This window comes from Flavobacterium sp. NKUCC04_CG, from assembly GCF_019345525.1.
Taxonomy (GTDB): Bacteria; Bacteroidota; Bacteroidia; order Flavobacteriales; family Flavobacteriaceae; genus Flavobacterium.
In genome coordinates, this window is the sequence record NZ_JAHKRA010000005.1 from 106,617 (window position 1) to 129,007 (window position 22,391).

Genomic DNA, 22,391 nt, shown 5'->3' on the forward strand with positions numbered 1-22,391 from the left:
AAAGTAAAATTATGAAAAAGAACATTCTATTGTTACTGCTTTTCGCTGTAACATTACAAGTACAATCTCAGTCTAAAGTTAGTCCTAGGATTATTATTTTGGCTACTGGAGGGACAATTGCTGGTTCTGGAGAATCATCTACAAAAGCAGCCTATACCGCAGGTAAAGTGCCTATAGACGATTTGTTAAACGCGGTACCGCAAATTCATAATTATGGAAAAATTACCGGTGAGCAAATTGCTTCAATTGGCAGTCAAGATATGAATATTGCGACTTGGTTAAAGCTGACTAAAAGGATCAATGATATTTTTAAAAATGATGAGGCAGACGCTGTTGTAGTAACACATGGAACGGATACGCAGGAAGAAACTGCTTATTTTCTAGATTTGACAACCATGTCTGATAAACCTGTAGTTATTGTAGGTGCTATGCGTCCATCAACAGCTATGAGCCAGGATGGTAATAGAAATTTATTAGATGCTATTGTGGTTGCTGCAGATCCTAAGAGTGTTGGTAAAGGCGTACTGGTTGCGATGAACGAAAAGGTTTTTGACGCTAGAGATGTTACCAAAACCAGTACTACGGATTTGGAAACTTTTAAATCTAAAAACTTCGGTCCGGTAGGTTTGATTTATGACGGTAAAGTGCAGTACTACTACCAGTCGTTGAGAAGTCCTCAGAAAAAATTTGATGTAACCAAGTTAAATTCTTTACCGCAGGTAGAGATTATCTACGGATATGCGGATGCCAATCCAAACAGTGTGTATTGTGTAACCAATTCTGGACCAAAAGGAGTGGTATATGCAGGTATGGGTAACGGTAATTTTAATGCTCCAGTAGGCAAAGCTTTAGCAGAAGCTGCCAAAAAAGGAATCATCGTATGCCGTTCTGGTCGTGCGGGTTCTGGTCGTATCACTTTGGATAACGAGGTTAAAGATGCCGAACTGGGATTTGTAGTTTCCGATGATTTGAATCCACAAAAAGCTAGGGTTTTATTGATGTTATCCTTGACAGAAACTTCTAATAGAGCGACAATTCAGCAAAATTTCTTTGATTATTAATATCCTTAAGAAAGAGAATCTGTAATCTGATATGGATTCTCTTTTTTTCAACAACAACAAAGTAGGTATTAACTTAAAATTCTAACTATGATCTGGATTGAATTTGCTATTCTCATTGCTATGATCCTTATAGGATCGCAGATGAAAGGAATTGGGTTGGGAGTTATGGGGATGGTCGGCCTATTTATCTTTATCTTTATTTTTAAGATGAAGCCGACGGATCCTCCTCTAGATGTGATGCTAATCATTATGGCTATTGTTACTACAGCAGCTACATTACAAGCGAGTGGTGGGTTGGATTATTTAGTCAGTTTGGCTGAAAGAATCATACGTAGTAATCCATCGAATATAACTTTTATCGCACCATTTACCGTTTATTTTTTATGCCTGTTTGCAGGTACCGCCCATATTGTTTATTCCTTATTACCAATCATTTCAGAAGTATCTGCTAAGAAGCGTATTCGTCCGGAACGTCCTTTAAGTATTTCGGTTATTGCTTCGCATTTGGCACTAACGGGAAGTCCAATGAGTGCTGCTACTGCTGCATTAGTTGTTATTTTGGCCTATCATGGCGCCATGGTCGACATCATGATGATTTGTATTCCGGCCAGTATTATCGGTTTATTAATCGGCTGCTTTTCTGTAGTAAAGAAGGGTGTGGAACTGAACGATGATCCGATTTTTATCGAGAAGATGAAAGACCCGGAATTTGCGAAATCGATGAATAGTGGTATGGAAGGTAAAGAGGTTGTTTTAAAACCGGGTGCTAAAACATCCGTTTTAATATTTGGTGTAGCCATACTGTTAATCGTAATTGCTGGAGCATTTCCCGCTATCGTTCCGAGTTTTGAGGCTGGTGCTGAATCTCTGGCAGTAAAGGCTGATGGTTCATTAACCATGGTTACCATAATCAGTGTAATCACACTAACGGCCTCCGCTGCGATGATGTTGATTACAAAAACCACCACTACAGAAGTTACCAAAGCCAGTTTGTTTGTCTCGATGGCTTCGGCCGTAGTTTCCGTATTTGGAGTGGTATGGATGAGTTCTACGTTTATGTCGTCTAACAATGCTATCATACAAAAGGCATTAGGAGGAATCGTTTCAGAGTATCCTTGGACTTTTGCCATCGCGGTGTTTATCATGGGAGCGCTAATGTTTAGTCAGGCCGCAACAACCAAAACCATGATGCCATTAGGGATTGCGCTAGGTTTACCACCATCGGCATTAATTGCGATTTTTCCAGCAGTGAATAGTGACTTCGTTTTACCGGGCTATCCTACTTTGTTAGCAGCGATAAATTTCGATAGAACGGGAAGTACTAAAATCGGAAAATTCGTCATCAATCACAGCTTTTTTGTCCCCGGTGTGGTCACCATTGCTGTAGCCATTGCCGCAGGGTTTTTATTGGGCTCTTTTTTGTTATAAAACGCTCAAAGTGTCATCATGTTATCGCTATAGTAAAGCGTTTGACTCCCCCAAACCCCCTGAAGATGAAGCGATTTCATATGAATATTAATATTTAAAAAATCAACATATGAAAAAATTTTTCTTCTATATGATAATCGGATTTTTTCCGCTTATTGTACTTGGACAAGTAGATCAGATGCAAAAGCAGACGGATCTAGGGAATTTTATTATTACGGATTCCGCCAAATCGTTAATTCCCGTTTCAAAGCAGTCGCTTTTGAGGGACGTAGATGTCATTTTTAATACGCGGATGGCTTTTAATAGTTCTTTTACCGATGGTAGTCATATGGTTTCAAAATTTAATGCCGATCAGTTTCGGTTTGAAATCAAAGGTAAAATCCACGATAGGGTGTATTTCAGGTTTCGAAATCGATATACTAGAGAACAACTTCCAGGAGATCTAGATAATATCAGTAGGTCCGTGGATTTGGCTTTTATAAAAGTTGATTTGTCACCAAGAACAAATATATCCGTTGGAAAACTATGCGCTGATTGGGGTGGATACGAATTTGATCTCAATCCAATTGATATCATTACATACAATGATATCATCGAATATGCCGATAACTTTTTAGTAGGTGCGGGAATATCACATACATTGGCAGATGGGAAAAATTCATTTTCCTTTCAGGTATTGAATTCGAGAACCAAAAGTTATGAAGAGCAATATGGAGCCAGTGCACCACCCAATATTACGGCTTCTAAATTTCCATTAGCAGCAGTGGGGAACTGGCGAGGTAGTTTTTTTGACGGTAAATTTGAAACGACCTATAGTTACAGTTTCTTTAATGAAGCCAAGAATACCAATATGAACTATTTTGCATTGGGAAATAAGTATAAAGCCAAAAATTTCGTTTTGTATTACGATTTCCAATATCGCGATGAAGCGCTTGATCGTTTGGGGATTGCATCTGATATTGTAAACTCACAATATCCTTATGCTACACAAAAAACGAAATATATAGCCAATTGGCTCAGAGCGGAGTATCTCGTAACACCTAAGATTAATGTTCTCTTAACGGCTATGAATGCAACGCATTCGTGGAATGATAATCCAGATGCCAACGCGAGTTCAAAATTGTCAACGAGTTACGGTCTTATCCCAATGGTGGAATACATGCCTTTTAAAGATATGAATATCCGCTTTTATATTGCCTATACAGCTCGTAAGTACGATTATACCAAATATGCTGAAACTGCCTTTGGTGTTAAAGATTATACTACCGGCTTTTTGGGTATCGGATTTATCGCTCCATTGTTAGTATTATAATATATTGTTTTACTAATTATATTGTGCAGAAATATGAAACGAGGCTGTCTTTATGAGACAGCCTCGTTTTGTTTATTAAAAGCTGCCTTTTAAGCATTATTTTTTTGATCAGTAAAGAACAGGCTCTATTTTAATTCCACAGCTTACACGGCTTGCTTGTACTTACAAATTACAACAAATAGGTTACAATACTCACCCTAATCTTGATAAACGTCTTTTTAAAAAAAACTTTTAGAGGTGTTTTTTTACGTTCTATAGGTAGTTAGGCTATGTAGATGTTAGCTATTTTTGTTGCATTAATTAATATAATTTTCTGAGCAGGTAATTATATAGGGAAGGATTGATTTTATTTACTGTTTTCTCTAAGTGTTGAGGCGATGATGTTACAGCATCGTTAATAGATAGGTTTTTATAAGGTTTAATTAAAGTATTTATAGAGGTGGTTTACGCTGTCGTATGCATGTTTATACTTAGATTTTGGACCAATTGTTCTTCGTATTATACTTGTTTGATTGTTAATTCCCAAAAGCAGCTTATTTTAAACACGCTGTGGTTCTAATTGTAATATTCGTGCAAAGGCGTTTTTATATATGAATTTCATTTGTACACAAATTGAAACTGCAAGGCGGGCTGTTTTTTGGTAAATTTTCAATTATGGAATAAAATCTGACTGTTTTATGCTCGATGCTACTATTGTTTTAAATAGACTTAAATTATACTTAAACGTTAAAACTGACGTACAGTTGTCTACGCTCTTAAATGTTAAACCCAATACGATAACTTCTTGGAAAAAGAGAAATAGTTTGCAGTTTGAATCTATTATTGATATCTGTGAGCTCAATCAAGTCGATTTAAACGAACTTTTCTATGGAATCAACAAATTGAGAATCGCACATAGTGAAGTGGACGGAGAGGATAAAAATGGGGTTAAAATGATTACTTCAGATTTACAGTTTCAATATTTATTGGAATCTAAAATCATCATGCCTAATTTGACTCCCTATTATTTCCCATTTTTAGAAAAATGTGAAATTGCCTTTCAAGTAATTACTGAAAATATGGCACCAACTATCGGCGTTAGTAGTTTTGTAATTTGCCAAAAAGTGGCTATGGAACATTTGGTTGAAGGCAGAATTTACGTATTGGTAAAAAATAAAAAAGGCATTTTTATAATGCGATTTAAAACGCTTGTCAATGAATATGAATTGGCATTTACCAACGACAACTCAGCCTTTAAAGACAAAATTGTCAAAACCGATCGAATCAGAGAATTTTGGGAGGTAAAAGGAACTTTTTCTACCAATAGAATTTCTCTGTGACCATAAAGCTTAACATTACACTTGTTGATCGACGAAGGGGTAATGGGAACTGTTGTCAATGATTTTGAAGTTTTTGTTGCCTATTATTTTCCTCATATCTTTTAATGCTTTGCTGAAAATATTCCGTATTGCCTTCCATAGACTGCATATAAGGGTGCTTTCTTTTTAATCGTTATCAAAATGGGGTAGTTTCAATATTATTTTTGTTTTTATATCTATGCTAAGCATCCTCGTTAAGTACAAAGCGGTTGAATTTACAGCAACATCTAAATTGTCTTTGGTGGCAATAATTTAGTTGCTTATTTTTTACAAAAAAATGTATGTGAGGGCAAAAGTAGGTACGATTTTTAAACTTTTTTACTCAATGAAACCCTAATACTTTGTAGTTAAAAATTATTTTCGGTTATGGTTTTCTTTACGCAGCTTTTAAGGTGGTTTTCGTTAAGGTTTTGCATTAAGCCATTCACTCTTATTTAATTCAAACCAATTGTGTTCCGTTCCTTCATAATCAAACGTTTCTATGAATTTTAAACCGCTTTTTAGCAAAACGTTTTTGGAACCTTTATTGTCGATGTGGCAAATGGCGTAAATTTTTTCTGTTTGCAAGTTTTCAAAAGCATATTGAACTAGCGCAACAGTGGTTTCTGTAGCAAGTCCCTTTCCCCAATATCTTTCAATAAAACGGTATCCAATTTCATAAAAATTATGATGATTATTCATCGGTTCTTTGATAAGTTTAATACCGGACCAACCTATAAATTCGCCTGTCTCTTTGTCAATTACCGCCCAACGTCCAACGCCGTTTTCTTTGTATTGTTGTTGTACGAATTCAATGTATTTTGCCGCTTCATCGCGAGTGCTTATGGGATTATTTCCCAAATAGGTATGAACAGCAGCATTACTATCCAATTCAAATAATCCTTTTTCATCACTGGCTACCATCTCTCTTAAAAATAGTCTTTCGGTTTCAATCTTGATATTCATGTTTGTTTAAGGTTTTTCTTTTTTATTGAAAGTTTTTCTTTTCGAGTAGGGTTCACGAAATGGGCTATCTCGGTTCGGCAGCATGATCAAGTGTCGGTTAAATTGAACGGAAAGTTCCATTTGGCAAATACGTATCCAACCTTGCGGGCCAGTAGCTAAATTAAATAAAAAAAGCCAATGCACATTGCATCGGCGGTATCGTATATAGAAAGTTTGAAGATTTGTAAACCCCGAAATTTTGACGAACTGCTAGTTAGGTGCCGTTTTTACTTCTTGCCTTATTGACTCTTCTTTTTAAACGTCAGAAAAACACAAAGGATAAACGTAACCAGGTAAAGTATTCCTAAGGCGGTTTTCTTAAATGTATAAGTATTAAAGTCAAATTCTTTTAACAGTGCTAATCCTATAGGAAATGCAAGTATTGCGAAAACTAAATTAAAGCCAATTTTATTTTTCATTTTTTAATGTTGTAAAATTAAGTCTGTAATGGTTCCGATTACCATCACTACAATCATAAATGTAAACATTCCTAATAAATATGCAAACACAGCTTTTATATAATTGAATATTTTTCTTTGATCGTAAAATTGTTCAATAGCCCAAGGAGCTAGCGGTTACTTTTATGGGGAAGTAGCTGGATTTGGATTCTTTTTGGTAAAAAATAGAATTTATACTTTTAAAAGTTTTTTATATTAGGCAACACAAGAATACGGCAAACTCTATAAATAACAAAAACCCGATAGCTTGATAAAATCAGGGGCTATCGGGAATAGTATAATACAAATGTAATAATTTTTTTATAAAAGTCTAGTTTTAAATGAAATATATTGATTTTGAAATATTATGTCGCCGGCGAGAATGAGTCGATACCTACAAGCTACTGGTTTTGATACAAGAAAAGCAATGACTTTGTATCGAAAGAATTTAAAATTGTCACAAGAAATGTTTACACTTATTAGCTGTTTTGAAATTGCATTACGCAATAAAATAAATGATCAATATATGGAGCAACACGGTAAGGATTGGCTCCAAGACAGTGTTTCTCATAATGGTTTTTTCAATACTGAAAAATGTAAGAGAACGAAATCAATAGTTGTAAAACTCTTAAATAGTAGAGATATAAATTCGCATACCAAGCTTTTGGCATCACTAGATTTTGGGTTTTGGAGATATCTTTTTGCACAACCGCAGTTTTACGCAGGGGGACAATGCTTGTTAAAGGTTTTTCCGCTCAAGCCTAGGAGTAGTGCGTCTATACAATTTAATCAGAGTTTTATATTCAATAAGTTAAAATCGATAAACGATTTGCGCAATAGAATTGCACATCATGAACCAATCTGTTTTAAGCCTTTTTTGCCAATGATTTGTACTAAAAATAGTGTAGAGCATTATAATCTAATTATTGAATTGTTTAGATGGATGGATATTGATGAAAGTGGTTTTCTATATGGATTGGATCATGTCCTGAGCTTATGTGATGAGATCAATAATTACCGACTCTAATTATCATTCATGGTTTAGTTCTTTTTAAAGGCATTATAACCGTAAGGAGCTCCGGGAAATTGGCGATTCTAATCACAAAGTACCAACTTCAAACTTAGGAGATAGTTTTATATGAAGCACTAATCTGCCACTTTTGCCAAATACTTGTCTGTAATTTTAGCGCAAAAAAAGCCTAACCGAAGGTTAAGCTTTTTTATATAGTCATAAAGATTCTTATTTGTTTTGAATGAGCTTTTCTAAGCGTAACATCATTTCGTCTTTTTCCTTAAGCATGCGCTCGTATAGGGCGATTTTTTCATTGTGAAGTTCGATAATTTTGTCTACTGGATTAATTGTGGAGTTATTGAAAATAGAAGCAGGTTGCGCACAGTTATCAAAAGTATTGTTAGAAATTATATTTATTACAGTTTCTTCATCAAAATTTTCAATGGCTTCAACGGGTATTTTTAGTATTCGGGCTACTTGTTCCAAAATAGAGTTGTCAATCGTTTCTTTTTGTTCGAGTAGGGATATCTTTTGTTGGTTCCAATCGTCGCCCAATTCAAAGGCCAAGGCATCTTGTTTGATACTTAGCATTTCACGGAAACGTTTGATGTTGCGACCTTGATGTATTTTGTTGTTTGCCATAACTCTGTGTATTGTATGTTCAAATATAGGATTTTTAATTAAAAAATCAGCAGTAAGCGTATTTGTTTCTTCACTCGGATTATGCTTCTTTGGTGCTATAATGAGTATCTAGCTTACCGTTTATATAAAGTTGTTTGTATCGCGTTATTTTAAATATTGAGTAAATAGATTGATTGCTTCCGTTTTAACTCCTTCGTAGTTGTAATCTTCATTAAAACCTAAACCAGAATTAATATGAGTAGCACCTTGATTAGCACAGAGTAAATATTTTGAGCCTCCCAATTCCACTGAAATTGGAGAAAATTCAGTTTGAACTCGCAACATTGTTTTTTCACTTTTGTCGTTTACATAAAATAAGTGTTTGTTGTAAATCTTACCTTTATTTTCATTCTCATAACGCTCAAAAACCAATACTTTATAACCTTTCCATTCGAATTGATCAATACAAAACATGTCTTCTAGATTTGTTTCTTTTAATTCTCCCTTTCGATGTGCCTCATACAAGGTCTTTTTCAAAGCAACTGCCTTATCGTAGGTTTTATTGTGATAATAGATCTGGATTAGCTTGGCGTAAGAGTGATAGTCATTTGGTGAAATTTCAATGATTTCCTTGAAAATGGGTTCTGCTTTATCTAAGTTCTTCTGTAATGATTCCAGTAAACCAATATTAAACAATGTGTCTACATAATACTCTGATTCGGATGTCATTTTTTCTTTTGCCTGATAAAAGGCTTTTAAGGCAGTTACATCATCTTTTAAACTTGAATAAGCTTGGCCCAACATATAGTAGGAGCGATCAGGACAATTGGGGAGTTTAGTTGCTTTGGTGTATGATTCTGCGGCTTTTATATAGTTTTTTTGCATTGTATAAGAATCACCAAGACCGGTATAGAATTTTTCATCATTTGGGTTTAATAGAATTGCCTTTTCAAAATTAGTTATAGCTTCCTCATAGTTACTTAAATAGTTTAATGTGGATGCTTTTATAAAATAAGACGCCGGATCCTGATTGTCGAGCTGGATTGATAAATCCATGAATTTTAAACAATCAGTATCATTTTCTAACATAAAAAAAGCTTGCCCGATGTAGTATAGCGATTTGGCTGAAAGTTTATCGTAGTTATTAGCGTATTCAGCTACAATAATATCGTAATTATTAGATTCAGTGAGTTTTTTTAATTTATCAAGTTCTATGTCCTGAGCGTTAACGCAAATTATAGAAAAAAGTAATAGAATAGTAGTTGTTATGAGTTTCATTAGTGTTTATTTTGGTGACTAGAAATTGCTGAAGGAAATTGAAGTACCATTCTTTCAGCCCTTTTGATTTTCTCTAAAATTGTTTTTTATTGACGAAAATATAAAAAAATTCAGTAAAGCATATTTTTATCTTAGCTAAATATGTTATTAATGAACTAACTATTTATTTTGAAAAGTTTATTCTACCTTAAAATCTTTTTTCTTAAGTATAAGTACATTGCGAGCGTTCTTCTCTTCCAAGAGTTTGATGTCTCTTTCAATCGAAATTAATTCGAATTTATTAATCATGGCAATACGAGTGCCTTTTCGTATTCTGCATTGGTGATATCAAAATAATATGCTCCGTTTTCCAATTCAAAATGATCAGTTTTGAACAATTTTATTGAAGTTGATAAACGATTTCATGAATTGTTATGGAAATAAGTGTTTGCTATAACGATTTTTTTTTGTGTATAGCATGTTTAGGACAAGACAATTATCGAGCTTTGTAGGAATCGACACCTGTTTGTGAGTCTTGTTGTACAGCATGGGATAATACAAAAACATTTTCAACTATTATGAAATAGAATTTGATTATTTTTGCAAATGAATTATGTACTTTTTATAAATAGTTACTATAACAATAAAATAAATGAAATCTGAAATTTGTACTTGCCAAGGCTTAAATAGTAATTGTAAAAAATGTTTTGGAAGTGGATTTGTTTCTACTAAATCTGCGATTAAATCTGCAGACAACAAAAACGGGAAGAAAAAACAGCCATTTGAATCGTTTTCTTCTGAAGATTTAGGTCTTTTATCAAAAACGGAGGTTGAAGAAATTGCGATTAGAATCATTGGAGGTTTAGACCTAAAATCAAAAAAACAAATGCAAATTTTAAACTCGATTCCCTTTAAAACCAATACTTTTAGGAGAGATTTTGGCGATAAATTCGAATTACTGGGTGCACTAGAAGTTGAAAAACAACATTTAAGAAATGAACTTTTGATTATTGATCAAGAAATTATGCTGAAAAATTACAAAAGTAATTTCAGGTTTAAACATTTTTTATCAGATAAAGATGTGGACGTTACATCGAATCGACAGCTAAAAGAATTAATTCGTGAATATAAAAAATTGAAAAACAGCTAAAGCATTTATGAAACTGTAATTTAAAAAACACATAATGCTGATGTTTTATGTGTTTTTATGGAGTAGGAAATAAATAATTACTTCTGTTAAAAAAGAGATTCTAATCTCAACATCATTTCGTTTTTTTCTGTAAGCATGCGCTCGTAGAGGGCAATTTTCTCTTGGTGAAGTTGTAGGATGGTTTCAATGGGATTGAAAGTAGGGTAGTTGTTATAAACAAATCCTGTAAAATTGTCACTATTTGTAAATGTATTTGCTATAATGTTTACGGTTTGTTCTTCGTGAAGTTTTTAAAGGCTTTTAAGGGCACTTTGTTGTATTAAAATGCTTTCTATGGCTGTGATCTAAAGTGGGGTGTTATTGAATTATATGTGCTCGAGTTTAGATATTCATTCGTTAAACTTAAGGCATTTTTGTCTGATGATTGGCTTTTGCGGAATTTATCCTAAAATTTTAATTCTGCCTCAAATCCGCAATTTTGCAAAACAGGTGTTATCTGTAGTCGCAATTTTTAGTTTTGTAAATCTGTAATGCAACTTTCTCTAATTTTCCATATCTGCTCAAGATTAAATTGTGGTTTGTCTTTTATCCAATTTGAAAGAAATTCTTTGTGTTTTTGAATTTTTTGGTGATTAATTTCGTCGAATTCAATTTCTGTTTCAATTAAAAGTAGATTTTCAACTTCAGAATATGAAGAATTTAAATTAGTAAAGTCAAAATAATCGCTTCCAATTTTTAGATAGTTGTGAGCTTCTGGAATATAATTTAGATAATTTACCTCTAGTGTTTTTTTAATTTTAGGAGCATAATTTGCGTCCATTTTGAAAATTCCAAGAATTAATTTGATTTCTGGTTTGTTATTTTCAAGTGCTAATTTCCTTAGTGTTGAATGTTTTGTACTACAAGTTCCTGCACTATCTTCAAAAACACATAATACATTTTCCTTGTTTGAATTTCGTTTGTATGGAAGTAGTGAAATGAATTTACACGCACTTGTGAAATCTTGAATTCCTAATTTTAAAAATTCATTAGAAATCTCTCCACTATTTTTTATCTCGAAATTCATTGGTGTTAGTTTACTTGCGATTACAGATAACGTTTCGGGCTTGGCGTTAGTGGTGGAAAATGAAGCGAAAAGTTTCAATTTAACGACACATTAAGCAAAAACCAATTAATTGAATAAATTTAAGAAAAAAGTCGACATAATTGGCTTTTTGTGGAATAGAAAGCCCTCGCTGCCGCACGAATGTTTTAAATAATTACAGCGATAGTAGAACCATATTTACTACTTTAATTTTGAATTTTGCACAATCTTTTCGGCCTTATAGTGATTTTAGGAGTTTTTTATAGAGTCTTGACTTTTTGCTTCGTTTTGTGTCAAGACAAAATGAAGAGAATAGGTTGTAAGCAGCATCAAACTTTGAACGCAAAATTTTGCTTGAGCGCCAGCTACCGCGCGAGTCCTCTCACGTTATATATTAAATGCAGGAACTCTCAATCATGTTGTGGGTTTTATGTTTACATAGACAGTTTACCTTTAAAAGTAGGTCTTCTGACTTAGGCAAGATAGAATTGGGCTTCTTTGTATATTAGATGCGTTTTATGAGAGAAACATTAGTGTGCAGAATTTACCACACGAAAGGATTGACGCCGGCGGATTTTATTTTGAGCAGCGGCGAGTTTTTTAATTACCACACGAAGGGATTCGTGCGGTAGCGGGGGTTGTAAGGTGATAAAGAAAGGATTACTTCGCTTCGATGGGGCGTTCCCTGTTGGGGAAGCGGTTCAGTGGCACCGGCACACCGCTGACGCACGTGTATTTTAAATAATTACAGCGATAGTATAACCATGACTTTCACTTTGTTCTTTACTTTTCAATTTTGCACAATCTTTTCGACCTTATAAAAAATCCGTGAAGAAATTACTGCAACGCAGCCGAAAAAATGTGTTTGACCGAAGGGAGTTAAAATCTTTTAGGCGAAGTCAAGTGATTTTAGGAGTTTTTTATAGAGTCTTGACTTTTTGCTTCGTTTTGTGTCAAGACAAAATGAAGAGAATAGGTTGTTAGTAGTATCAAACTTTGAACGCAAAATTTTGCTTGAGCCCCAGCTACCGCGCGAGTCCTCTCACGTTATATATTAAATACAGGAACTCTCAATCATGTTGTAGGTTTTATGTTTACATAGGCAGTTTACCTTTAAAAGTAGATCTTCTAACTTTGGCAATGGTGAATTGAGCTTCTATGTATATTAGATGCGTTTTATGAGAGAAACATTAATGTAGAGAATTTACCATACGAAAGGATTGACGCCGGCGGATTTTATTTTGAGCAGCAGCGGGGGCTCTACATTACGCGGTATATGCAAATCCTTTCTCTAATAATCTATAGAAGTATTAAATACTGCCATAATCTTAGTTGTATATTATTAATGGTTCATGGTTTTGATAAATATTTCCTTTTTTAATTTTTATTCTGCCAGTTTTTGTGCTACGTTCTGAATTTGTTTTTTTAAGTCCATACATATATGATTGCCACATTTTTTGAGACTTTTTTATTAAGCTAAAACTCATATCACTTGTCGGACTGTAGGTTTTAACCTCATTGTACCATAAGCCAAGGTATTTTTTTATTCGTAAATAGTTATTACCCCAATTCAACACAGGATTCCTTTCAATTTTGATGTTATTTATTGTTTTATTGGAAGCAAATTTCAATTTTATATCTTGTCTGTAGTATTCTGTTTCTATATTTAGACTAATTAAATCATCATTCCATTCTGTTTTACTACTGCTAACATATTTTGAATTAACATGAAGTTTTCTAGTCAAAAGCCATGTTGAACCATTATTACTATTATTATAAAATTCTTGTGAATGTGTGTAATTCAAATAGTTTTCAGAATTATTTTTAAAAATTGAATCCGTAATTTGGTAGTGAATGTTTGTTGACTTGATTTCCATGACTGTTAGGTCAAAATTTTCTATATCTGTATTCTTATATGAAAAGTAAACTGTATCTCTCTTATTATTTATTATATGAACTAAATTATTTGTCTTTTTTTTATATAAATATTGGGCTTGCATGTCTTCTGAATTGGGATATGATACATCTATTAAAATATGTTTTTCATCAATTTTATAATTATATGTTTTGTACAATATGGAGTCGTTGTTTTTGATACTTTCATTAAGAGGAAATAATAGTGTTTTTTTTAAAAAACCATTTTTAGGATCATAAATATGTATGACTTTAAAGTCTTTAGTCGAAATGTACTGTTCCTTAATCTTAAAGGTTCCAGTAGGATATCTTTTAGAAATAACTCTGTCGTCATAAGGATACATTTCTATACTTTTTATCCCTGCAGGAGCTTTAAAGTTCTCTAAAAACCAATAATCAGGGAATTCTTCTATTATAGGTAAATTCAAACAGTATTTAAGTGCATAATCATACGTAAACATATCTTCATAGGACTGTATCTCTCTTTGCCCAAAAACATTTTGTGCTATGAGTATTACACAAAGTGAAAATAAAAGTTTTATAATTTTATGGGTCAATTTCATTTATATTAAATAGACAGTTTTAATTCTTAAAGTCAGATGTACTCGAATATTAGTTTTTGGAATCATAAGAATCATGTTTACTACTTTCTGTTATAATTTACCAAAAGTCTATTCTTTCAAACTTATAAAATAAATTTCGAATAATAGTGTATTTAAAAATTCATATTTATTATTGGTTAATAATTATTAATTACTATTGTTTGTTTTGGTGTTTAATCCCTCGCTGCCGCACGAATGTTTTAAATAATTACAGCGATAGTAGAACCATATTTACTACTCTAATTTTGAATTTTGCACAATCTTTTCGGCCTTATAAAAAATCCGTTAAGAAATCACAGCAACGCAGCCGAAAAAAGATTTTGTGTTTGACCGTAGGGAGTTAAAATCTTTTAGGCGAAGTCAAGTGATTTTAGGAGTTTTTTATAGAGTCTTGACTTTTTGCTTCGTTTTGTGTCAAGACAAAATGAAGAGAATAGGTTGTTAGCAGCATCAAACTTTGAATGCAAAATTTTGCTTGAGCTCCAGCTGCCGCGCGAGTCCTTTCACGTTATATATTAAATACAGGAACTCTCAATCATGTTGTGGGTTTTATGTTTACATAGAGAGTTTACCTCTTAAAGTAGGTCTTCTTACTTTGGCAAGATAGAATTGGGCTTCTTTGTATATTAGATGCGTTTTATGAGAGAAACATTAGTGTGCAGAATTTACCACATCAAATTTGTATAACACTTGTAAGAGGGGGAAAGACAGTATTACCTCCGCTTCGCTACGGTGTTCCTTGTAGGGGAGAGCGGTAAAGTGATACTGTTACGGTATGTTTGAAAGAGGAGATAAACAAGGGATTACCTCCGCTTCGCTACGGTGTTCCCTGTAAGGGGAGAGCGGTTCATAAAAACGACACCGTTACTGCGTAACGTTGCTTTTCGTTTTCCACTTTTTGTGCTTACGAGCGAGCTTGCAAGTCAGAGATTACCTCCGCTTCGCTACGGTGTTCCCTATAGGGGAGTGCGGTTCATAAAAACGAAACCCGACCAAGGTCGGGTTTCGTTTTTATTGCGGAGAAAGAGGGATTAATTCTTGAACCCTGGAGGGGGAGTGAGTTCAAAGAAAAAACACGGTCTTTGCCCTTGTTTTTTTTTGTTTTCAATACGCTTTTGAGTGAGTAGAATATTTAAAACAGGATTACCTCCGCTTCACTACGGTGTTCCCTGTAAGGGGAGAGCGGTTCATAAAAACGACACCGTTACTGCGTAACGTTGTTTTTTTGTTTTTCAAAAATGTTGTTTCGAGCGAGCTCGACAACATTTTTATAAAACAAAAAACCCGACCAAGGTCGGGTTTCATTTTTATGGCGGAGAAAGAGGGATTCGAACCCCCGGACCTGTTACAGTCAACAGTTTTCAAGACTGCCGCAATCGACCACTCTGCCATTTCTCCAGTGCCTTTCATTGCTGAATTGCGAGTGCAAATATAGGGGCTTTTTCGACTTAAACAAACTTTAATACAATAAAAATATCAAATTTTTTAAGTGTCCTTTTTAACTTATTTGCGGTAAACGATTTAGCTGTAAAACTTTTTTATTAAAAAGTGACATATTCATCGATTTCCAAGCCGTAACCCGTCATACCAACGCGTTTGGTCTGCTCAGAATTGGTCATCAATTTGATCTTACTGATGTTTAAATCATGTAAAATTTGTGCTCCTATACCGTAATCTTTATTATCCGTAGTCATTTTCGGTACTTCTATAACTTCCGAAGATTGTTGTTGCTCTTTTAAAAGGGCCAAACGGTTTAATAAGTTAGAACTTTGCAATTCTTGATTAATAAACAAAATAGCGCCTTTTCCAGCTTGATTTATCGCTTGGAAAGCCGATTCTAGTTTCTCGTCCAAATCGCCGCTTAAAGCGCCTAACACGTCGTTATAGACGGTAGAGGCGTTGATACGCGTCAAAATAGATTCTCCAGTATTCCAAGATCCTTTGGTCAAGGCCAAATGCACTTGTTTGTTGGTCGTTTGTAAATAAGCTCTTAGTCTATAGGTTCCAAAACGCGTTTCGATTTCGAAATCTTCTTTTTTTACAATCAAACTATCGTGCTTCATACGATAAGCCACTAGGTTTTCAATAGAAATGATTTTTAAGTCGAATTTCTTAGCTACCAACATCAATTGAGGTAGGCGAGCCATAGAACCGTCTTCGTTTAAAACTTCTACCAAGATACCCGCTGGTTTGAATCCCGCTAAACGAGCCAAATCAACTGCAGCTTCGGTATGTCCTGTTCTTCTCAAAACACCACCTTGCTTGGCAATCAATGGAAAGATATGTCCCGGACGACCTAAGTCTTCTGCTTTGGTATCCTCATGAACTAAAGCCGCTATGGTTTTTGCACGGTCGTGAACGGAGATTCCCGTAGTACATCCATGCCCAATTAAATCTACCGATACCGTAAAAGCCGTTTGATGCAATACGGTATTGTTATTAACCATCGGATGCAAATCCAACTCCTTACAACGCTTTTCGATTAAAGGGGCGCAAATCAATCCACGACCGTGTGTAGCCATGAAGTTGATCATCTCTGGAGTTACTTTTTCTGCTGCGGCGATAAAATCACCTTCGTTTTCACGATCTTCATCATCTACTACAAGGATTACTTTCCCTTGACGGATATCTTCAATCGCTTCCTCAATAGTATTGAGTTGTATATTAGAATTAGACATGATTAGTGTGTTTGTTTTTTTTAAATATTTTTTTGAAAGCGTTTTGAATAGGTAATAGAACGTTGTCCATATTAAACATACCGCTGTCGTTTGTGGCTTTATAAGTCAAAAGAATAGCCAAAGGTGTCAGAACCATCGAGGCCAACCAAGCACCTAATAGGGGAGTCATCCCGTCTTCCTGAGCTACTTTTTTACCAAAAGTATTGATAAAGTGATAGGTGATAAAAATCAATATGGCAAAAACGATAGGTAGTCCTAGACCGCCTTTACGGATAATAGCACCCAGTGGAGCACCTATATAAAACATCAGAAAACATGAAAAAGCAATAACAAATTTTTCGTGTAAAGCCAACCAGTGACTGTTGATGTATTTTTGACGATCCTTAATGGCTGTATCATTGCTTTCGGCATTAAAACTCATATTGGAGGTGTTATCAATCGCCGATTGAATGATTCTCAATTGTGTTTTGGGCTCAAATTCAGTTAGAAGGTCCTTAGGAGCTACTGCGACAAAAGTACGCTTGCTATCCATTCGCTTACCATAGTCAAAAGCACCTTGAGTACGCATAGCGAGGTTTTCCGTATTGGAAAGCTTTTCCTTAACCAAAGTGGTTTGCAAAGAGTCAATCGTATAATTGAGCTCTCTTACGTTTAACATCGAATTGGTATTGGTGATTTTTTCACTGTCTTCAGAGTTGTCCTGAAAACTATTTAGATCGATGTTAATGGTATACTTCTCAAACTTAGTTTTTATAAACGGTTCCTTTTGGGCCTGTTGGTAGGTTTTGGATTCTACTTCTTCGTAATAATTACCATCGAGTAGGTGGAGTTGCAAAATATTGGAATCTTCAAGAGTAGCCAATTCACCGTTTAACGATTTGATAACCGTTTTGTTTTCATAGCCCACATTAGACTTGATATGCATGGTGACATTTTCTAAATATTCTCCTTTTTTACCCGTTTTTTTATCTATTTTGATATTGATTTTCCCCAAATCATTAAACTGACCCGCAGCAATGGCCATGGCCGGTTTGGTTTGAAGAATTTCGCGTCTCAGGTTGATAAATTGGTATTCGGACTTGGGAATGACATCGTTGGCAAACCAAAATGAAAGCAAAGCCAGAGAAGCAATAAAAATACTCAAAACCCGCATCGCTCTTTGAAGCGAAATACCCGAAGATTTCATTGCGGCAAATTCGTAATTTTCAGCAAAACTTCCAAAAGTCATAATTGACGATAATAGAACCGATAAGGGTAATACTAACGGAATCATCTTAGGCGAGTAGAATAGTAGGAATTGTAGAATTACCCATATATCCAAATCCTTTCCGGCCAAATCGGCAATAAAAAGCCAAACCCCTTGAAGGATAAAAATAAAGTAAAGTATGATAAACACCGTTCCCAGTGTTGATACAAATGTCGTTAATATATAGCGGTCTAATATTTTCACTCCAGAAGTTTAGTCTAATTTATTAATATAATAATTAGCGTATTTTGATTCCGTAAAGTTAAAATGATTTTTCGATAATGCTTGATTCGTTTTAAAAGAATTAATGGTTAAAATGGTTTTTGATCCATCTTTATTCACTTCAATCTTATTGTAAATGTTTTTTGTTTTAATATCTATACCCAACAAAACTTCCTTGATGTTTGATTTTGAATTGGTTGGTGTTAATTTGACGTACTGAATCTGACGACCGCGTATGTTTTGTAAAATATCCCATGCGTAGTTATAACCCGTGTTGAAAAACACCAATATTTTAGATGGTGTTAGTGCATCGGAATCCGACGCATTGTATTTGCTGATGGTAACTTCCTCATCTTCGGGAATTATAGTATATATTTTGTTGCCGTCAAACAGTTTTGTCATACCCATAAAATTAAACTCATACAAGTCCTTTTGAACGGTAAGATTTCCCTTACTGTCTTGGTTACTGTTATTTTGATTGTTACGCACGCTATAATTAAAGTCTATAACTATATTGTTATAACTTTTTATTTTGGTAGAAACTTCGTCTAAAAGTGCTTTGGCCTTGGCGCTATTTTGAGCTTGGGCTTGAAATACGCAAAGACTTAGCAATAGACAGGTAAATAGGTTTTTCATGTGGTTAGTTTTGTTCGTCTTTAAAAAAGTTATCCAGTGCGGCTAAATCGGAAATAGCAACGCTACGAGCTTTACTACCTTCAAACGGGCCCACAATTCCTGCAGCTTCCAGTTGATCGATAATTCTTCCAGCGCGGTTGTATCCCAGTTTTAGCTTACGTTGTAATAAAGAAGCAGATCCTTGTTGTGCCACAACTATAATTTCTGCAGCTTCTCTAAACAAAGTGTCGCGATCACTGATATCAATATCAAGACTTGTGCCACTTTCTTCACCGAAGAATTCCGGTAACAAATAAGCATCGGCATAGGCTTTTTGCGAACCGATAAAATCAGTTACGCGTTCTACTTCAGGTGTATCAACAAAAGCACATTGAACACGTACCAATTCGTTTCCATGTGTAAATAACATATCTCCTCTACCGATCAATTGATCAGCACCTTGACTGTCCAAAATGGTTCTGGAGTCAATTTTTGACGTAACTCTAAAAGCTATTCTAGCAGGGAAGTTGGCTTTGATTATACCTGTAATAACGTTTACCGATGGTCTTTGGGTAGCGATGATTAAGTGAATACCAATAGCACGAGCCAACTGAGCCAAACGGGCAATAGGGGTTTCTACCTCTTTACCAGCAGTCATGATCAAGTCCGCAAACTCATCAACAACCAATACGATATAGGGCAAGAAACGGTGTCCGTTTTCAGGATTTAGTCGGCGTTGTTTAAATTTATCGTTGTATTCTTTGATATTTCGAACCATTGCATCTTTTAGCAAGTTGTAACGGTTGTCCATTTCTACGCAAAGTGAATTCAATGTATTGATTACTTTGGTGTTATCCGTAATAATAGCATCGCCAGAATCGGGTAATTTAGCCAAGTAATGACGTTCAATTTTATTGAACAAAGTCAGTTCTACCTTTTTCGGGTCAACCAACACAAATTTTACTTCGGCCGGATGTTTTTTGTATAGCAAAGAGGTTAAAACGGCATTTAAACCTACCGATTTACCTTGTCCGGTTGCACCAGCCATTAATAGATGGGGCATTTTAGCCAAATCGACTACAAAGGTTTCATTGGAAATGGTTTTCCCTAAAGCGATAGGTAATTCCATTTCGGCGTTTTGGAATTTTGGTGAAGCAACAACACTGCGCATCGATACCATTGATGGGTTTTTATTGGGTACCTCAATACCAATAGTACCCTTTCCAGGTATGGGTGCGATAATACGGATTCCCAATGCAGATAGAGATAAAGCGATATCGTCTTCTAGGTTTTTTATTTTAGATATACGAACACCGGCCTCGGGTACAATTTCATATAGGGTCACTGTAGGTCCGACTGTAGCTTTTATCTGAGCAATGTCAATTTTATAGTTTCTCAGGGTTTCGACTATTCTGTTTTTGTTCTCTTCCAGTTCCGCTTGATTAATAGTAATGCCTCCAGTTCCGTAATCCTTTAGCAATTCAATGGTTGGAAATTGATAGTTGGACAATTCTAAGGTAGGATCAAATACTCCGAAATCCTGAACGAGCTTGGCGGCTAAATTCTCTTCTACGGTAGCTTCTTCTTGTACGGCTTCGATAAGCAATTCTTTGTCCATTTCAGCAGGGGATACCTGCATATCAGACTTGGTCGCTTGATTTTTGTTAAAATCAATTTCCGAGCTGTGTTCTATAGTGGGTTTAAACCCTTTATGATCCACGTCTAATGAAATGGATTTAGGTTGATTTTGTGTTGTCTTTGGCGCAACGCTTGGCGTTGGTTTTTCTTCGCTGATCGAAAAAGAATTTTTGGATTCTACTTCGGGTTGAGAACCATCATTTTCATTATCCAAAACCGTTTCGGCTATGGAATCTGATTCTTTTTTAATAGAAAAATCTTGAATTTTATCTCTTAAGCCGGTAGGGGATACTTTTAATCTAAAAATAATAAAGACTACAAAAGAAAAGATCAACAACAATATGGTTCCTGTTTTTCCTAAATAATCCTGTAAAAACATATTGATTTCAAAACCGATTACACCACCCAAAAGCGGGTTGCTGCTCCAAAAGAATCCCAAAATAACCGATGCGATGATAATTGAAAACAAATCCCAAAAAAGGATTTTTTTAAATCTGCTGGCGGCAATTCCAAAAAATAAAAACAATCCGGCATAAATCAAGATCTTAACAAAGATAAAGGAAGCCAATCCAAAACCTTCATAGATAAAAAAGTGTGATAAATAGGCACCGATTTTTCCTAGCCAATTGTAAACCACTTCATTTCTTTCAGACAATAAATCTACATTACTTTGATCGTAATATCCCGTAATAAAATACGAGATAAAACTAAGTAAGAGGGCTACTGCCGAGATAATTAGGATTACGGAAATGATAAACTTACTGTTATTCATCACCGAAGTATTTGGCATCGGTTGTTCCGGGGTAGTTTTATTGGATTTTTTTTTAGTCGTCTCGTTTTTTGTTTTCGCCATCAGTATAAAAAATTCTTTTTAAAACAATTTTGGGTAATAGATAATGATACCAATAATGATGGCTGTAAGTGCAGAAATTGTTACAGCACCAGCAGCCACATCTTTGATAAGTCCAATTTTTTTATGAAAATCGGGATGTATAAAATCGGCCATTTCCTCAATTGCCGTATTCAGACCTTCCATGCTTAATACCAATCCGATAGAGAAAATTTGCATCATCCATTCGGTGTTACTGATTTTAAAATAAAAACCTGCTATGGTTGCCAGTCCAGCAATAAATAATTGAGTAATGATACTGTGTTCTTGAGATACTAAGCGATACAGCCCTATAAAGGCATATTTAACGCTTTTAATTCGTCCAAACACAAAAGATTTTAAGTTGATCATTATTTTAATGCTTCGAATACTTTGGTATAATTTGGTTCATTAGCAATTTCGCTAACTTGTTCTTCGTAAATCACTTGGTGATCATTATTTAAAACAACGATACAACGTGAATGCAAGTCCTTTAAGGGCCCATCGACAATCGTTAAACCATAGTTTTTACCAAAATCACCTGTTCTAAAATCAGACAACATCACTACGTTTTCAATACCTTCGGCACCACAAAAACGCGCCTGAGCAAAGGGTAAATCGCGAGAAATACACAATACAACGGTGTTGTTTAATTTTGAAGCATCTTGGTTAAAATGTCTAACCGAAGCAGAACACGTTGGTGTATCAATACTTGGGAAAATATTAAGCACGATATTCTTTCCTTCGAAATCCTTTAAAGACGCTGTTGAAAGATCGGTTTTAACCAATTCGAAATCAGCTGCTTTTGTACCTACTGCCGGCAATTGACCAACGGTATTAATAGGGTTGTTTTTTAGTGTAATTGTAGCCATAATATTTGTCGTTTTAAAAATTCAAAATTAGG

At 34.8% G+C, this 22,391-nt stretch carries 17 protein-coding genes, 1 tRNA gene and 1 pseudogene; 6 read left to right on the top strand and 13 right to left on the bottom strand.

All coding sequences use genetic code 11. The annotated features are described in order from the left end of the window. Positions 1 to 11 precede the first annotated feature (11 nt). From KO524_RS05545 to KO524_RS05560, 4 genes are all read left to right on the top strand, one after another. Entirely contained in the window at positions 12 to 1,061 is a 1,050-nt protein-coding gene (locus KO524_RS05545) for a type II asparaginase (RefSeq protein WP_219291454.1), read from the top strand. Positions 1,062 to 1,148: 87 nt separating this feature from the next. Then, entirely contained in the window at positions 1,149 to 2,489 is a 1,341-nt protein-coding gene (locus KO524_RS05550) for an anaerobic C4-dicarboxylate transporter family protein (RefSeq protein ID WP_219291457.1), read from the top strand. A 109-nt stretch (positions 2,490 to 2,598) separates the two neighbouring features. After that, entirely contained in the window at positions 2,599 to 3,801 is a 1,203-nt protein-coding gene (locus tag KO524_RS05555) for a porin (protein ID WP_219291460.1), read from the top strand. 677 nt (positions 3,802 to 4,478) lie between these two features. Next, positions 4,479 to 5,120, top strand: a complete 642-nt coding sequence (locus tag KO524_RS05560) for a helix-turn-helix domain-containing protein (RefSeq protein WP_219291461.1) — start codon at positions 4,479 to 4,481, stop codon at positions 5,118 to 5,120. A 441-nt stretch (positions 5,121 to 5,561) separates the two neighbouring features. Here KO524_RS05560 and KO524_RS05565 read toward each other — a convergent pair whose 3' ends face one another. After that, positions 5,562 to 6,104 (bottom strand): GNAT family N-acetyltransferase, encoded by a 543-nt coding sequence (locus KO524_RS05565; RefSeq protein ID WP_219291463.1) that lies wholly within the window; start codon positions 6,102 to 6,104, stop codon positions 5,562 to 5,564. A gap of 858 nt (positions 6,105 to 6,962) precedes the next feature. Here KO524_RS05565 and KO524_RS05570 point away from each other — a divergent pair. Continuing rightward, positions 6,963 to 7,607, top strand: a complete 645-nt coding sequence (locus tag KO524_RS05570; RefSeq protein WP_219291466.1) for an Abi family protein — start codon at positions 6,963 to 6,965, stop codon at positions 7,605 to 7,607. A 213-nt stretch (positions 7,608 to 7,820) separates the two neighbouring features. Here KO524_RS05570 and KO524_RS05575 read toward each other — a convergent pair whose 3' ends face one another. Beyond that, positions 7,821 to 8,234: a helix-turn-helix domain-containing protein gene (locus tag KO524_RS05575; RefSeq protein WP_219291469.1), complete on the bottom strand. Its 414-nt coding sequence runs from the start codon at positions 8,232 to 8,234 to the stop codon at positions 7,821 to 7,823. Positions 8,235 to 8,378: 144 nt separating this feature from the next. Further along, positions 8,379 to 9,491 (bottom strand): tetratricopeptide repeat protein, encoded by a 1,113-nt coding sequence (locus KO524_RS05580; RefSeq protein ID WP_219291471.1) that lies wholly within the window; start codon positions 9,489 to 9,491, stop codon positions 8,379 to 8,381. Between the two features lie 631 nt (positions 9,492 to 10,122). Between KO524_RS05580 and KO524_RS05585 the strand changes: the two genes are divergently transcribed. Further along, on the top strand, positions 10,123 to 10,620 hold the full coding sequence (locus tag KO524_RS05585) for a hypothetical protein (protein WP_219291474.1): 498 nt from the start codon (positions 10,123 to 10,125) through the stop codon (positions 10,618 to 10,620). Between the two features lie 86 nt (positions 10,621 to 10,706). Here the strand turns inward: KO524_RS05585 and KO524_RS15510 are convergent. The 10 genes and pseudogenes from KO524_RS15510 to tpx all read right to left on the bottom strand — a co-directional run. Further along, positions 10,707 to 10,933, bottom strand: a pseudogene (locus KO524_RS15510) (XRE family transcriptional regulator); the annotation flags it as partial. Positions 10,934 to 11,131: 198 nt separating this feature from the next. Then, entirely contained in the window at positions 11,132 to 11,686 is a 555-nt protein-coding gene (locus KO524_RS05590; protein WP_219291477.1) for a hypothetical protein, read from the bottom strand. Between the two features lie 1,346 nt (positions 11,687 to 13,032). Continuing rightward, on the bottom strand, positions 13,033 to 14,181 hold the full coding sequence (locus KO524_RS05595) for a hypothetical protein (protein ID WP_219291480.1): 1,149 nt from the start codon (positions 14,179 to 14,181) through the stop codon (positions 13,033 to 13,035). 1,349 nt (positions 14,182 to 15,530) lie between these two features. Further along, a tRNA-Ser gene (locus KO524_RS05600) sits at positions 15,531 to 15,618 on the bottom strand. Positions 15,619 to 15,761: 143 nt separating this feature from the next. After that, positions 15,762 to 16,898 carry a 3,4-dihydroxy-2-butanone-4-phosphate synthase gene (ribB, locus tag KO524_RS05605; RefSeq protein ID WP_219291484.1) on the bottom strand — a complete coding sequence of 379 codons (1,137 nt, stop codon included), beginning with the start codon at positions 16,896 to 16,898 and terminating at the stop codon, positions 15,762 to 15,764. After that, positions 16,891 to 18,348: an LptF/LptG family permease gene (locus KO524_RS05610; RefSeq protein ID WP_219291486.1), complete on the bottom strand. Its 1,458-nt coding sequence runs from the start codon at positions 18,346 to 18,348 to the stop codon at positions 16,891 to 16,893. The genes ribB and KO524_RS05610 overlap by 8 nt, the downstream gene beginning before the upstream one ends. Before the next feature lie 9 nt (positions 18,349 to 18,357). Continuing rightward, positions 18,358 to 19,002: an outer membrane lipoprotein carrier protein LolA gene (locus KO524_RS05615; protein ID WP_219291488.1), complete on the bottom strand. Its 645-nt coding sequence runs from the start codon at positions 19,000 to 19,002 to the stop codon at positions 18,358 to 18,360. A gap of 4 nt (positions 19,003 to 19,006) precedes the next feature. Continuing rightward, positions 19,007 to 21,472: a DNA translocase FtsK gene (locus tag KO524_RS05620; RefSeq protein WP_219291492.1), complete on the bottom strand. Its 2,466-nt coding sequence runs from the start codon at positions 21,470 to 21,472 to the stop codon at positions 19,007 to 19,009. An 18-nt stretch (positions 21,473 to 21,490) separates the two neighbouring features. Then, a complete protein-coding gene (locus tag KO524_RS05625) occupies positions 21,491 to 21,859 on the bottom strand; it encodes a diacylglycerol kinase family protein (protein WP_219291495.1) in 369 nt (122 codons plus the stop codon). Continuing rightward, complete coding sequence (gene tpx, locus KO524_RS05630; protein ID WP_219291498.1) at positions 21,859 to 22,359, bottom strand: thiol peroxidase; 501 nt, start codon at positions 22,357 to 22,359, stop codon at positions 21,859 to 21,861. Before tpx ends, KO524_RS05625 begins: the two co-directional genes overlap by 1 nt. Between the last annotated feature and the right edge of the window lie 32 nt (positions 22,360 to 22,391).

Coding starts and splice junctions, on each gene's coding strand:
- KO524_RS05545 (WP_219291454.1), top strand. CDS start 12: ATGAAAAAGAACATTCTATTGTTACTGCTTTTCGCTGTAACATTACAA.
- KO524_RS05550 (WP_219291457.1), top strand. CDS start 1,149: ATGATCTGGATTGAATTTGCTATTCTCATTGCTATGATCCTTATAGGA.
- KO524_RS05555 (WP_219291460.1), top strand. CDS start 2,599: ATGAAAAAATTTTTCTTCTATATGATAATCGGATTTTTTCCGCTTATT.
- KO524_RS05560 (WP_219291461.1), top strand. CDS start 4,479: ATGCTCGATGCTACTATTGTTTTAAATAGACTTAAATTATACTTAAAC.
- KO524_RS05565 (WP_219291463.1), bottom strand. CDS start 6,104: ATGAATATCAAGATTGAAACCGAAAGACTATTTTTAAGAGAGATGGTA.
- KO524_RS05570 (WP_219291466.1), top strand. CDS start 6,963: ATGAGTCGATACCTACAAGCTACTGGTTTTGATACAAGAAAAGCAATG.
- KO524_RS05575 (WP_219291469.1), bottom strand. CDS start 8,234: ATGGCAAACAACAAAATACATCAAGGTCGCAACATCAAACGTTTCCGT.
- KO524_RS05580 (WP_219291471.1), bottom strand. CDS start 9,491: ATGAAACTCATAACAACTACTATTCTATTACTTTTTTCTATAATTTGC.
- KO524_RS05585 (WP_219291474.1), top strand. CDS start 10,123: ATGAAATCTGAAATTTGTACTTGCCAAGGCTTAAATAGTAATTGTAAA.
- KO524_RS05590 (WP_219291477.1), bottom strand. CDS start 11,686: ATGAATTTCGAGATAAAAAATAGTGGAGAGATTTCTAATGAATTTTTA.
- KO524_RS05595 (WP_219291480.1), bottom strand. CDS start 14,181: ATGAAATTGACCCATAAAATTATAAAACTTTTATTTTCACTTTGTGTA.
- ribB (WP_219291484.1), bottom strand. CDS start 16,898: ATGTCTAATTCTAATATACAACTCAATACTATTGAGGAAGCGATTGAA.
- KO524_RS05615 (WP_219291488.1), bottom strand. CDS start 19,002: ATGAAAAACCTATTTACCTGTCTATTGCTAAGTCTTTGCGTATTTCAA.
- KO524_RS05620 (WP_219291492.1), bottom strand. CDS start 21,472: ATGGCGAAAACAAAAAACGAGACGACTAAAAAAAAATCCAATAAAACT.
- KO524_RS05625 (WP_219291495.1), bottom strand. CDS start 21,859: ATGATCAACTTAAAATCTTTTGTGTTTGGACGAATTAAAAGCGTTAAA.
- tpx (WP_219291498.1), bottom strand. CDS start 22,359: ATGGCTACAATTACACTAAAAAACAACCCTATTAATACCGTTGGTCAA.